This window comes from Arthrobacter sorbitolis, from assembly GCF_054510995.1.
The window spans coordinates 40434-52894 of the sequence record NZ_JBTNDM010000012.1 but is presented as its reverse complement, the minus strand read 5'-3'; the positions used below and the strand labels follow the sequence as shown (position 1 = coordinate 52894).

Below are 12461 nucleotides of genomic sequence, written 5' to 3'. Positions count from 1 at the left end.
GATGGCGTGAGCATGACAGTCCCGGTTCCCCTCGGCGGAACCACCAGTGAGACCACCAGTGAGACCACCAGCGAGACGACGGGCACCGCCCCCAATCCCCGCACCGCCCCGGACCGCCGCACCTACGAGGTGCGCACCTTCGGCTGCCAGATGAACGTGCACGACTCCGAGCGCATCTCCGGACTGCTCGAGGACGCCGGGCTCACCCGCCTGCAGGAGGGCCAGGCCGACGTCGTCGTCTTCAACACCTGTGCGGTCCGTGAGAACGCCGACAACAAGCTCTACGGCAACCTCGGCATCCTCAAGGCCGTCAAGGAGGCACGGCCCGACCTGCAGATCGCGGTCGGCGGCTGCCTCGCCCAGAAGGACCGGGAGACGATCCTCCGCAGGGCGCCCTGGGTGGACGCCGTCTTCGGGACCCACAACATCGGTGCGTTGCCCGCCCTGCTGCAGAGGGCCCGCCACAACCAGGAGGCGCAACTCGAGATCCTCGAGTCCCTCGACGTCTTCCCGTCCACGCTGCCCACCAGGCGCGAGTCGGTCTACGCCGGCTGGGTGTCCATCTCCGTCGGCTGCAACAACACATGCACCTTCTGCATCGTGCCGTCCCTGCGGGGCAAGGAACGGGACCGCAGACCGGGGGAGATCCTCGCCGAGATCGGGGCCCTCGTGGCGGACGGCGCCGTCGAGGTCACGCTCCTCGGGCAGAACGTCAACTCCTACGGCGTCGAGTTCGGCGACCGCGGCGCCTTCGCGAAGCTGCTCCGCGCGTGCGGCGCCATCGAGGGACTCGAGCGGGTCCGCTTCACGAGCCCCCACCCGGCCGCCTTCACCGACGACGTCATCGATGCCATGGCCGAGACGCCCAACGTGATGCCGCAGCTGCACATGCCGCTCCAGTCCGGCTCCGATCGGGTCCTGAAGGCCATGCGGCGCTCCTACCGCTCCGCCCGGTTCCTGGGCATCCTCGAGCGCGTCCGCGCGGTGATGCCCGACGCGGCCATCTCGACGGACATCATCGTCGGCTTCCCCGGCGAGACGGAGGAGGACTTCCAGGCCACCCTCGACGTCGTCGAGGAGTCACGCTTCGCCACGGCCTTCACCTTCCAGTACTCGCGGCGCCCCGGCACTCCCGCGGCGGACCTGCCGGACCAGCTGCCCAAGGCGGTGGTCCAGGAGCGCTTCGAACGGCTCACGGCCCTCCAGGACCGCATCGCCGGGGAGGAGAACGCCCGCCAGGTGGGCAGGACCGTCGAGGTCCTCGTCACCGACCAGCCGGGCCGCAAGGGCTCCGAGACGCACCGCCTCACCGGACGGGCGCGGGACCAGCGCCTGGTCCACTTCTCCGTCCCCGCCGGCGCCGAGCCGCCACGACCCGGGGATCTCGTGACGCTCCCGGTCACCGGGGCCGCCTCGTTCCACCTGCTGTCCGACCCCGCGCCGGCCGACTACTCCGTCCGCCGCTCGCGTGCCGGGGACGCGTGGGACCGGAGCCAGGCCGACTCGTGCGGCGTCCCCGCGCCGACGGACGGGCCGCTCCGCCCGGTGGCCCTCGGCATGCCGTCGCTGCCCGTCCGCGCGAGCGCCCCGTGACCCTGCCGGTCGTCGCAGTGGTCGGTCCGACGGGAGCGGGCAAGTCCGACCTCGGCGTGGAGCTGGCGCTGCGTCTGCACGGCGAGGTCGTCAACGCCGACGCCCTGCAGTTCTACCGCGGGATGGACATCGGCACGGCCAAGCTGCCCCCGGAGGAGCGACAGGGCATCGAGCACCACCTCCTCGACGTCCTCGACGTCACCGAGGAGGCCAGCGTCGCCGCCTACCAGGAGGACGCCCGGCGCATCATCGACGGCATCCGCGGGCGCGGCAGTGTCCCCATCCTGGTCGGCGGGTCCGGCCTCTACGTCAGGGCGGCCCTCGATCGCCTGGAGTTCCCGCCCACCGATCCCGGCGTGCGGACGCGGCTCGAGGCGGAGCTCTCCGCCGACGGCAGCACGGCCTTCCGGGAGCGGCTCCGCGCCGTCGATCCCGCCTCGGCGGAACGCATCGACGACGACCGCCGCCTCGTCCGGGCGCTCGAGGTCCACGAGATCAGCGGGCGCCCCTTCAGCGCCTACATGCCGCGCCGCGAGTACCACCGGCCTGCGGTCCAGATCGGCCTCGCGGTCGACCGCGACGTCCTGCGCGAACGGCTGGCCGCACGGGTCCGGGCCATGGTCGGGGCCGGACTCGCCGAGGAGGTCCGCCGCCTCGCCGCACGCGGCCTGCGCGACGGACGGACGGCGTCCCGCGCCCTGGGCTACGGACAGTTCCTGCGGGTGCTCGACGGATCGATGTCCGAGACCGACGCCGTCGAGGACACCGTCGCGGCGACCCGGCGCTTCGCCCGCCGCCAGCTGACCTGGTTCCGCGGGGACCCGCGCGTCGCCTGGCTCGACTGGCAGGCGCCCGACCTCGCGGAGGCTGCCGTCGGGCTCGCCCGCCGCTCGGCGGGACCTATCCTAGAACGGTGACCGACTTCCCCGCCGAGACGGCGACCCCCACCGCCCCGCAGCCCGCAGGGCTCCCCTTCACGAAGGGCCACGGGACGGGCAACGACTTCATCCTGACGCTCGATCCCGACGGCGAAGGACCCATCGACGCGGCGTTCGTCGCGGCGGCCTGCGACCGCCACCGCGGGATCGGCGCCGACGGGTACATCCGGGCCGTGCGCTCGGCCTCCCTCCCCGAGGGGCGCGCCCTGCTGCAGACGGAGCCGCGCGCCGAATGGTTCATGGACTACCGCAACAGCGACGGCTCCGTCTCCGAGATGTGCGGCAACGGCGTGCGGGTCTTCGCCCACTTCCTCCTCGCCCGGGACGCCGCGGAGCTGCCCGAGGGCGGGGAGCTGGCCATCGGGACCCGGGCGGGCGTCAAGCGGGTGACCCGCTCCGGGGACGGCTACGCCGTCGACATGGGCCCCTGGGAGTTCATCCACCCCGACGCCGCCGTCGCGCGGGGCATGGACTCGCTCGTCGACATCGGCGGGCTCGACGTCGACCGGCCCGCGCTGTCCATCAGCATGGGCAACCCGCACACCGTCGTCGCCCTCGCCGAACAGGCCGAGCTCGACCGCACCGAGCTGCACCGGGCGCCCGTCGTCCAGCCGGTACCGCCGGAGGGGACCAACGTCGAACTCGTCGTGCCCGCCGATCCGCTCGTGGGGAACGACGGCGTCGGGCGCCTGACCATGCGCGTGCACGAGCGCGGTGTCGGGGAGACGCAGTCCTGCGGCACGGGAGCCTGCGCCGCGGCCGCCGGCACGAGATTCTGGGCCGGGGAGGGTGCACCCGCCCAGTGGCTCGTGACGGTACCCGGCGGCGTCGTCGGGGTGACCTTCTTCGCCGGTCCCGACAACCGAGAGCACGTACAGCTCAGCGGGCCGGCCGTCCTCGTGGCCGACGGCGTGCTGCTGACCGCCGGCTGAGCGCGGCACAGGGACCGCCCACCGCGGGATTCACTCCCCGCGGCGCACCTCCAGGATGCGGTACGACTTCGAGGTCTCCGCGCGCCGCACCGTGAAGTCGCCGGGCAGTTCCTCGGCGAGCCAGCGCTGCAGCGAATCGGCGCCGAGGTTCTTCTGCACGACGAGCCACGCGGTCCCGCCGGGCGCGAGGCGCGGCAGCCAGCGCAGCAGCAGGGCGTGCAACTCCTGCTTGCCGATCCGGATCGGCGGATTGGACCAGATGGTGGAGAACTCGAGGCCCACGTCGACGTCGTCCGGCGTGCTGGCCGTGACGTTGCCGAGCCCCAGCCGCCGGGCGTTCTCCGTGGTCAGCGCGAGGCACCGCTCGTTGACGTCGACGGCGAGGACCTCCGCGTCCGGCGCCTTCAGCGCCATGGTGAGCGCGAGGGGACCCCAGCCGCAGCCCAGGTCCAGCAGGCGCTGTCCCTCGGGCTCCGGCACCGAGCCGAGGAGGATCGCCGTCCCCTTGTCCACACCGTCGGGACTGAAGAGGCCCGACGAGGTCACCAGGTCCCTGCGGCTGCCCGCCAGGACGACGGCGAGGGGCCTGCGCGTGTCCGGTCCGGCCGGTCGTGCGCTGAAATAGTGCTGGGCGTCCGGCTGCGGCTCCTGCTGTGAATCCATGGAGGAAAGCCTAGTGGCACCTCCGTGCCCGTCCCTCCGCGGTGGCGTGCCCGGGCGCACCCCGGTTTCGCCCGGGGAGAATCCGCTGGAGCGCCCCGAGGGGCGGCCGTAGAATCGGAGGACATCCAACTAGGGAGAACATGACCGAGAATCACGGGCATTCCACCGGCGCCGACATGGGCCCGGAGGAGATCCAAGCCGTTATCGACCGGATCCTGGCGAGCGACGAAGCTGCCGTGGCGAAGGCGAAGAACGGGACGAAGCCGGAGAAGACCGCAGCACCGATCGAGACGACCTGGCGTTCACGGGCGCTCGCCCTCTCGGGTGACGACGAGACGTCGGACGCCGACGGGGACCAGCAGGACCTCGCGGAGCGCCGCGCCCTCCGCCGCGTCGCCGGACTGTCGACGGAACTCGAGGACGTCACCGAGGTCGAGTACCGGCAGCTCAGGCTGGAGCGGGTCGTCCTCGCGGGGCTGTGGAGCGAGGGTACGGCGCAGGACGCCGAGAACTCGCTGCAGGAACTTGCCGCACTCGCCGAGACGGCCGGGTCCGAGGTGCTGGACGGCATCGTCCAGCGGCGCCCCAAGCCGGACCCCGGGACGTTCCTCGGCTCGGGCAAGGCCCAGGAGCTGAAGGACATCGTCCAGGCCACCGGAGCCGACACGGTGATCGTCGACAGCGAGCTGTCCCCGTCGCAGCGCCGAGGCCTCGAGGACATCGTCAAGGTGAAGGTCATCGACCGCACCGCCCTGATCCTCGACATCTTCGCGCAGCACGCGAAGAGCCGCGAGGGCAAGGCGCAGGTCGAGCTCGCGCAGCTCGAGTACCTGCTGCCGCGCCTCCGAGGCTGGGGCGAGTCGATGTCCCGCCAGGCCGGAGGCCAGGTCGGCAGCGCGAGCGCCGGCATGGGCTCCCGAGGCCCCGGTGAGACGAAGATCGAACTCGACCGCCGGAAGATCCGCAACCGCATGGCGAAGCTGCGCCGCGAGATCGCCGGGATGAAGCCCGCGCGGGAGACGAAGCGCGCCAACCGCCGACGCAACCAGGTACCCTCCGTCGCGATCGCCGGCTACACGAACGCCGGCAAGTCGTCCCTGCTGAACCGGCTGACGGACGCAGGCGTCCTCGTGCAGAACGCGCTGTTCGCGACGCTCGACCCGACGGTCCGCCGGGCGGAGACGCCCGACGGCATCGGGTACACGCTGGCCGACACGGTCGGATTCGTCCGCTCGCTGCCCACACAGCTCGTCGAGGCCTTCCGGTCGACCCTGGAGGAGGTGGCGGACTCCGACCTCATCCTGCACGTCGTCGACGTGTCGCACCCCGACCCGGAAGGGCAGATCGCCGCCGTGCGCGCCGTCCTGACGGAGATCGACGCCCGCAAGGTGCCCGAGATCCTCGTCTTCAACAAGGCCGACGCCGCCGACCCGTTCGTCATCGAGCGGCTGCGGCAGCGAGAGCCACGCTCCATCGTCGTGTCCGCCCGCACGGGGGCGGGGCTCACCGAGCTCCGTCAGCTCATCAGCACGAGCATCCCGCGTCCCGGGGTCAAGCTGGACCTGCTCGTGCCCTACGAGCGGGGCGAGGTGCTGAGCCGCCTCCACGAGGAGGACGTGGAGATCCTCGGCCTGGAGCACGTCGACGACGGGACGCGCCTCGAGGTGATGGTTCGCGAGGGCCTGGCGGCCGACCTGGAGCCGTACCTGCGGCATGAGTGACACACCACGGTCCGGCGCCGCCGTCGCGGCGCCGGTCCCGGGCCCGTCCGCTCCCGGGAACCACCAAGCGATCAAACTGCTCGACACCGCCGTGGCCGCGATGGGCGGGGAGATGCGCACCGGCCAGCACGAGATGGTGCGGCAGGTCAGTGAGGCCATCCGCTCGGGCGACCACCTGCTCGTCCAGGCCGGCACCGGGACCGGCAAGTCCCTCGCGTACCTCGTCCCGCTCATCGCGCACGCCCTGGAGAGCGACCGGCCGTCGGTCGTCTCGACCGCGACGCTCGCCCTGCAGGCGCAGATCGTGGGCCGGGACCTCCCGCGCCTCCTCGAGGCCGTCCGGCCCGCCCTCGCGCGCCCCGTCGACGTCGCCCTGCTCAAGGGCCGCTCCAACTACGTCTGCCTCCACAAGACCGGCGGCGGCTTCCCCGAGGAGGACGTCCCCGATGCGCTCTTCAGCCTCGGCGAGGACGCCACACCGCACCCGTCGCCGCTGACCGGGGGCGCGCCCTCGTCGGCGCTCGGCCGCGAGGTGGTGAGGCTGCGCGAGTGGGCGGACGGCACGGACACGGGCGACCGCGACGACCTCGTCCCCGGCGTGAGCGACCGGGCCTGGCGGCAGGTGTCCGTGTCCAGCATGGAGTGCCTGGGCGCCGCCCGCTGCCCGATGGCGCAGGAGTGCTTCAGCGAGAAGGCCCGGGCCGCCGCCGCGGACGCCGACATCATCATCACCAACCACGCGATGCTCGCGATCAGCGCGTTCGAGGGGCTCGCCGTCCTGCCCGAGTACGACGTCGTCGTGATCGACGAGGCCCACGAGCTGCACGACCGCGTCACCGGAGCCGTGTCCGGGCAGCTCTCGGCCTCCATGGTGGGGGCGGCCTCCACCGCCCTCCGCCGCCACGCCTCCATCGGCACCTCGGCCCTCGACACCGCGGCCGCCGCCTTCGAGGCGGCCTCGGAGCTCGTCCCGTCCGGGCTCCTGCCCGGCGGGCTGCCGGATGACCTCGAGGAGTCGCTCGCGCAGGTCCGCGACGCAGCACGGGCCGCACTGTCCGACACGAAGACGGACGGCAAGTCCGAGGCGGACGCCGACGGCGGGCGGCAGGTGGCCCGCTCGCGCGTCACGCTGGTCTTCGACCTCGCCGAGCGCATCCTCGCGGCCACCGATTCGAACGAGGTGGTCTGGGCGTCCCGGACCAGCACCTTCACACCGGGATCCGGGTATGCGCAGCCGGACGAGGGTGCACCCGCGACACTCAACGTCGCGCCGCTCTCGGTCGCGGCACGCCTGCGGGAGGGCCTCTTCGAGGACCACACGGTGATCCTCACCTCGGCGACGCTTGCCATCGGGTCCGAGTTCGGTCCCGTCGCGGGGTCGCTGGGCCTCAGCGGACCCGGCGCGCCCGCCTGGACCGGCGTCGACGTCGGCAGTCCGTTCGACTACCCGCGCCAGGGCGTCCTGTACGTGGCGAAGGACCTGCCCAAGCCCGAGCGCGGCACGTCCGACGCGCAGCTGCAGGAGCTGCTGACGCTCCTCAGGGCCTCCCGCGGGGGTGCGCTCGGCCTGTTCTCCTCGCGGCGGGCCGCAGAGGAGGCGGCCGAGGCGCTACGGCCCCAGGTCGACTTCGAGATCCTGTGCCAGGGGGAGTCCTCCCTGAGCGGGCTCGTCGACCGGTTCGCGGCCGAGCCGGACACGTGCCTGTTCGGCACGATGTCCCTGTGGCAGGGGGTCGACGTGCCCGGCGCGTCGTGCCGCCTCGTCGTCATCGACCGCATCCCCTTCCCCCGGCCCGACGACCCCCTCATGACGGCCCGCACGCGAGCCGTCGCCCGCAACGGCGGCAACGGGTTCATGAGCGTCTCGGCGACCCACGCCGCGGTCCGGCTCGCCCAGGGGGCCGGACGGCTCATCCGTTCCACGGGGGACCGGGGCGTCGTCGCCGTGCTCGACAGCCGCCTCGCCACGGCCCGCTACGGCGGCTTCCTCCGGGCCGCGCTGCCGCCCTTCTGGGCGACGACGGACAGGGCCACGGTCACCGGGATCCTCGAACGCCTCTCCGTCCGCTGACGGTCCTGCCGATGCCATGCGAAGGGCGCCGCAGTTCCGGACTGCGGCGCCCTTAGCATGCCCGGTGGTGCGTGCCCGGACCTAGAGGGCGCGCATCACCGAGACGACCTTGCCCATGATGCTGGCATGGTCTCCGAGGATCGGTTCGTAGCGGGTGTTCTGGGGCAGCAGCCACGTATGGCCGTCGCGCTGGCGGAAGGTCTTCACCGTCGCCTCGTCGTCGAGGAGAGCGGCAACGATGTCGCCGTTCTGCGCGCTCTGCTGCTTCCGGACCACCACCCAGTCCCCGTCGCAGATGGCGGCGTCGACCATCGAGTCCCCCGAGACCCTGAGCATGAAGAGCTCCCCATGGCCCACGAGCTGCCGGGGGAGGGGCATGACGTCCTCCACGACCTGATCGGCGAGGATCGGCCCACCGGCTGCGATGCGCCCCACGAGCGGGACCAGGGCGGTGTCGACGGCGACCCTGTGCTCGGCAGAGGGCCGCTCCGGCGCCGACCCGTCACCGGTCGCCGGCTCGGGCGGCAGGGTCAGCGGCAGCAGGACCTCCATGGCCCGGGGACGCTTGGGGTCGCGCCGCAGGTAGCCGAGCCGCTCGAGCTGCGAGAGCTGGTGCGTCACGCTCGACAGGCTGGCCAGGCCGACGATGTCGCCGATCTCCCGCATGGAGGGCGGGTAGCCCTTGTCCGCGATCGAGCGCTGGATGGTCTCGAGGATGGTCAGCTGGCGCGCGGTCAGGCCCTTCGACACCGAGCGGCCGCGGGGGCGGCCACGGCCCGCCGAGATCGGCACGGCATTCGCCGGCACCTCGGCCGTGTTCGATTCCTGCCGGTCCGCCGATGTTCGTTCCGCCACTGTGATGCCTTTCGCCTGGGACTGCAGATCCCGTTGTGCCCGCCTGCCGCCCTCCGCCGGGGCGGGAGCGATTCTGTCAGTGGCGGGTGATTTCCTGAGGTACATCGACGCCGTGCCTGCCGCTTGGTGGCAGCAGGTGCCGTCCATGCCCTGCCCTGTTCACGCTAGGGCAGACGGTGGGGCTTTTCAAACATATGTTCGAGCGAGTCTCGACAAGGGTCGTCGGTCAGTGCTAGAAATAAGCTCAGATGAATTAGAACACGCGTTCGAAACGAGAGTCCAGCCCCGACCGGCTGTTCGAAGGGAAAGAGGCTACGTAATGGCTGAAGCACCAGCACAGCACGGCAGCACGGCGCTCTGGGCGCTGACCCCCACGCGTCCGGAGCCGCACCTCCGTCTCGTCCGGTCCGCCCCGCCCGCGACGGCCCCGCTCACCCGGTCCGTCCCGCTCCTCCGGTCCGTCCCTGCCCTGCAGTCCGTCCCGCCCGTGCGCACGGCGTGGACCGGGCCCCGCGTCCCCAGGCCCCGTGGCTCGGCGTCCCGCACCGCCACGTCCACGCTGTCCGATACGTCCATGCAGCCCCGTACCTCCATGCAGCGGAGTACGGAGCGGCCCGTGACCCTGACGCGGCGGGGACGGCTGGTGCTGGTCGGCCTGCCGATCGCGCTCGGCGTGGCGGCCCTCATCCTCCTCGGCGCCTTCCTCACGTCGCAGGCCCAGGCCTCGGAGTCGCTGCCGGCACCCTCGTCGACCGTCGAGGTCAGTGTGGCGGCCGGCGAGTCCCTGTGGGACCTGGCGCTCCGGTACGCGCCGGACCGCGACCCGCGCGAGGTCGTGGCCGAGATGGTCGAACTCAACGACCTGCGCAGCTCCGTCGTCCAGGCGGGCCAGAGCATCGCCGTCCCCGCGGCAGGATAGGCAGAGCCGGTCCGGCCGCCGCAGGCGCCCAGCCCGACTTCATTAGCCGCTGAAGTCGGCATCGCTTAAACTGGGAGCGTGCCCTCCTCCGTCGACGCCCTTGCAAACCTCCCGCTGCGTAACGACCTCGTCGGGCTGCACCCCTACGGTGCGCCGCAGCTCGACGTCCCGATCCTCCTGAACGTCAACGAGAACACGCACGGTGTCCCGGCCGATGTGCATGCCGCGATCGTCGAGGCCGTCGCCCACGCGACCCAGGGCCTCAACCGCTACCCGGACCGCGAATTCGCGGAGCTGCGGAAAAACCTCGCCGACTATCTCGGCCACGGCCTCACCCCGGACCAGCTGTGGGCGGCGAACGGCTCGAACGAAGTACTGCAGCAGGTCCTGCAGGCGTTCGGCGGGCCGGGGCGGACGGCGATCGGATTCCCGCCCACCTACTCCATGTACCCGCTGCTGGCCAGCGGCACGGGCACGCGGTACGTCACGGCGGACCGTCAGGCCGCCTACGCCATGACCCCTGGGGCCACGGCCCGGGCGGTACGCGAGTCGGCCGCCAACATCGTCTTCCTGTGTTCGCCGAACAACCCCACGGGCACGGCGCTGGGCCTCGACGTCGTCGAGGCGGCCTACGACGCCGGCGAGGCGGAACGCGCCATCATCATCGTCGACGAGGCCTACGGGGAGTTCGCGCAGAAGGACACACCCAGCGCGCTCACCCTGCTCCCCGGCCGCCCGCGGCTGCTCGTGTCCCGCACCATGAGCAAGGCGTTCGCCCTCGCCGGGGCGCGGATCGGGTATCTCGCGGCAGCCCCGGAGGTCGCGGACGCCCTGCGGCTGGTGCGCCTGCCCTACCACCTGTCGGCGATCACGCAGGCGGCGGCCAACGCCGCGCTCACCCACGCGGACACGCTGCTGGCCAACGTCGAGGCGATCAAGGTGCAGCGGGACCGGATCGTCCGGGAGCTCGAGCGCCTCGGACTGTCCCCGGCACCCTCGGACGCCAACTTCGTGTTCTTCTCGGGCCTCGACGACCCGCACCGCGTCTGGGAGGGACTGCTGGAGGCGGGGGTGCTGATCCGCGACGTCGGGATCCCGGGGTCGCTCCGCGTCACCGCGGGAACAGAACCGGAGACGACGGCGTTCCTGTCCGCGCTGGGGAAGCTGCTCTAGCCCCTCCGATGGCCCGTCCTGCGGACGGGTCTCCTAGACTTGAGGGGCCGCCCGGCGCGCCCCGCCGATCCCGACCCCCGGCTCTCCCAGAAACGCCGATCCGTGCCCGGATGCCCGGGAGCAGACAGAAGGAAAGCAATGACAGTTGATGCCGCCCCAGGCCGAACGGCCCGTATCGAGCGCGTCACGAGCGAGTCCAGCGTCCTCGTGGAGCTCGACCTCGACGGCACGGGTGTGTCCTCGATCGACACCACCGTGCCCTTCTACGACCACATGCTCACGGCCCTGTCGAAGCACTCGCTGATCGACCTCACCATCAGGTCCTCCGGCGACACGCACATCGACGTCCACCACACGGTCGAGGACACCGCGATCGCGATCGGCGAGGCCCTCCGCATCGCGCTCGGGACGAAGGCCGGCATCCGCCGGTTCGGCGAGGCCACCGTCCCGCTCGACGAGGCCCTCGCGAACGCCGTCGTCGACATCTCCGGCCGGCCGTTCCTCGTCCACGGCGGGGAGCCGGCCGGCCAGGAGTACCACCTGATCGGTGGCCACTTCACGGGGTCGCTCACGCGCCACGTCCTGGAGGCCCTCGCCCTCCACGCCGGGATCTGCCTCCACGTCACCGTCCTCGCGGGCCGCGACCCGCACCACATCGTCGAGGCCCAGTTCAAGGCCCTGGCCCGGGCGCTGCGCGCAGCCGTCGAGTCGGATCCACGCGTCGAGGGCATCCCGTCCACCAAGGGAGCGCTATGACCGCGCGCCGCGTCACGGTGCTCGACTACGGGTCCGGCAACGTCCGCTCCGTCGTCCGCGCCCTCGAGCACGTGGGAGCCGAGGTCGTGCTGAGCGCCAAGCCCGACGACGTCCTCACTGCCGACGGCCTGCTCGTCCCCGGCGTCGGCGCGTTCGCCGCCGTCATGAAGGGGCTGAAGGACGTCGACGCACTCCGCATGATCGGTCGGCGCGTGGCCGGCGGCAGGCCCGTCCTCGGGATCTGCGTGGGCCTGCAGGTGCTCTTCGACGAGGGTGTGGAGCACGGCGTCCGGACGCCCGGCATGGGGGAGTGGCCGGGGACGGTGGAGCGGCTCAAGGCCGACGTCGTGCCGCACATGGGCTGGAACACGGTGGAGGCGCCGGCGGACACCGTCCTGTTCGACGGCATCGGGGACGAACGGTTCTACTTCGTCCACTCCTACGGCGTCCAGGACTGGACCTTCGACGTCACGCAGCCCGCCATGAAGCCACCGCAGGTCACCTGGTCCGATCACGGCGGCCGGTTCATCGCCGCCGTCGAGAACGGGCCCCTCAGCGCCACGCAGTTCCACCCCGAGAAGTCCGGCGACGCAGGGGCCCAGCTGCTGCGGAACTGGATCGAGGGTCTCCGATGAGCCGATGCTGAGCCTCGTCCTCATGGGTGTCGCCGGCATCCTCATCGGCGGGGCGTTCTCCCTGCGCAGCCAGGACTTCCCGCGCTGGGTGTGGATCGCCTTCCTCGCGCTGGCCGGGCTGTCCCTCTTCGCCGCCTACCTGTTCACGCTTCCCGGCGACTAGCCGCAACCCGCCCCCGTCCCCGTTCTCCGCCCGTACGAAAGC

Annotated in this window: 12 protein-coding genes; 10 read left to right on the top strand and 2 right to left on the bottom strand. The window is 72.1% G+C overall.

Annotation, left to right across the window (positions count from 1 at the left end):
• Positions 1 to 6: 6 nt before the first annotated feature.
• From miaB to dapF, 3 genes are read left to right on the top strand one after another with little or no spacing between them, the layout of a single operon-like run.
• Complete coding sequence (gene miaB, locus ACX80K_RS15705; protein WP_459272830.1) at positions 7 to 1593, top strand: tRNA (N6-isopentenyl adenosine(37)-C2)-methylthiotransferase MiaB; 1587 nt, start codon at positions 7 to 9, stop codon at positions 1591 to 1593.
• Positions 1590 to 2510: a tRNA (adenosine(37)-N6)-dimethylallyltransferase MiaA gene (gene miaA / locus ACX80K_RS15700; protein ID WP_459272829.1), complete on the top strand. Its 921-nt coding sequence runs from the start codon at positions 1590 to 1592 to the stop codon at positions 2508 to 2510. The genes miaB and miaA overlap by 4 nt, the downstream gene beginning before the upstream one ends.
• Positions 2507 to 3463: a diaminopimelate epimerase gene (gene dapF, locus ACX80K_RS15695; protein WP_459272828.1), complete on the top strand. Its 957-nt coding sequence runs from the start codon at positions 2507 to 2509 to the stop codon at positions 3461 to 3463. The genes miaA and dapF overlap by 4 nt, the downstream gene beginning before the upstream one ends.
• 30 nt (positions 3464 to 3493) lie before the next feature.
• Here dapF and ACX80K_RS15690 read toward each other — a convergent pair whose 3' ends face one another.
• A complete protein-coding gene (locus tag ACX80K_RS15690; RefSeq protein ID WP_459272827.1) occupies positions 3494 to 4126 on the bottom strand; it encodes a class I SAM-dependent methyltransferase in 633 nt (210 codons plus the stop codon).
• A gap of 140 nt (positions 4127 to 4266) precedes the next feature.
• Between ACX80K_RS15690 and hflX the strand changes: the two genes are divergently transcribed.
• Both hflX and ACX80K_RS15680 read left to right on the top strand, forming a co-directional pair.
• On the top strand, positions 4267 to 5847 hold the full coding sequence (gene hflX, locus ACX80K_RS15685; RefSeq protein ID WP_459272825.1) for a GTPase HflX: 1581 nt from the start codon (positions 4267 to 4269) through the stop codon (positions 5845 to 5847).
• Positions 5840 to 7918: an ATP-dependent DNA helicase gene (locus tag ACX80K_RS15680; RefSeq protein WP_459272824.1), complete on the top strand. Its 2079-nt coding sequence runs from the start codon at positions 5840 to 5842 to the stop codon at positions 7916 to 7918. Before hflX ends, ACX80K_RS15680 begins: the two co-directional genes overlap by 8 nt.
• Positions 7919 to 7999: 81 nt before the next feature.
• Here ACX80K_RS15680 and lexA read toward each other — a convergent pair whose 3' ends face one another.
• Complete coding sequence (lexA, locus tag ACX80K_RS15675; RefSeq protein ID WP_459272851.1) at positions 8000 to 8725, bottom strand: transcriptional repressor LexA; 726 nt, start codon at positions 8723 to 8725, stop codon at positions 8000 to 8002.
• A 367-nt stretch (positions 8726 to 9092) separates the two neighbouring features.
• On the opposite strand from lexA, the gene ACX80K_RS15670 reads away from it, so the two are divergent.
• The 5 genes from ACX80K_RS15670 to ACX80K_RS15650 all read left to right on the top strand — a co-directional run bounded on the left by ACX80K_RS15670 (position 9093) and on the right by ACX80K_RS15650 (position 12419).
• Entirely contained in the window at positions 9093 to 9692 is a 600-nt protein-coding gene (locus tag ACX80K_RS15670) for a LysM peptidoglycan-binding domain-containing protein (protein ID WP_459272823.1), read from the top strand.
• A 78-nt stretch (positions 9693 to 9770) separates the two neighbouring features.
• Positions 9771 to 10865, top strand: coding sequence for a histidinol-phosphate transaminase (locus tag ACX80K_RS15665; RefSeq protein ID WP_459272822.1), 1095 nt, complete (start codon positions 9771 to 9773; stop codon positions 10863 to 10865).
• Positions 10866 to 11003: 138 nt separating this feature from the next.
• Positions 11004 to 11621, top strand: coding sequence for an imidazoleglycerol-phosphate dehydratase HisB (gene hisB, locus ACX80K_RS15660; protein WP_459272821.1), 618 nt, complete (start codon positions 11004 to 11006; stop codon positions 11619 to 11621).
• Entirely contained in the window at positions 11618 to 12256 is a 639-nt protein-coding gene (gene hisH / locus ACX80K_RS15655) for an imidazole glycerol phosphate synthase subunit HisH (RefSeq protein ID WP_459272820.1), read from the top strand. The genes hisB and hisH overlap by 4 nt, the downstream gene beginning before the upstream one ends.
• Before the next feature lie 4 nt (positions 12257 to 12260).
• Entirely contained in the window at positions 12261 to 12419 is a 159-nt protein-coding gene (locus ACX80K_RS15650; protein ID WP_181034991.1) for a hypothetical protein, read from the top strand.
• Positions 12420 to 12461: the final 42 nt, after the last annotated feature.

Coding starts and splice junctions, on each gene's coding strand:
- ACX80K_RS15690 (WP_459272827.1), bottom strand. CDS start 4,126: ATGGATTCACAGCAGGAGCCGCAGCCGGACGCCCAGCACTATTTCAGC.
- hflX (WP_459272825.1), top strand. CDS start 4,267: ATGACCGAGAATCACGGGCATTCCACCGGCGCCGACATGGGCCCGGAG.
- ACX80K_RS15680 (WP_459272824.1), top strand. CDS start 5,840: ATGAGTGACACACCACGGTCCGGCGCCGCCGTCGCGGCGCCGGTCCCG.
- ACX80K_RS15670 (WP_459272823.1), top strand. CDS start 9,093: ATGGCTGAAGCACCAGCACAGCACGGCAGCACGGCGCTCTGGGCGCTG.
- hisB (WP_459272821.1), top strand. CDS start 11,004: ATGACAGTTGATGCCGCCCCAGGCCGAACGGCCCGTATCGAGCGCGTC.
- hisH (WP_459272820.1), top strand. CDS start 11,618: ATGACCGCGCGCCGCGTCACGGTGCTCGACTACGGGTCCGGCAACGTC.
- ACX80K_RS15650 (WP_181034991.1), top strand. CDS start 12,261: ATGCTGAGCCTCGTCCTCATGGGTGTCGCCGGCATCCTCATCGGCGGG.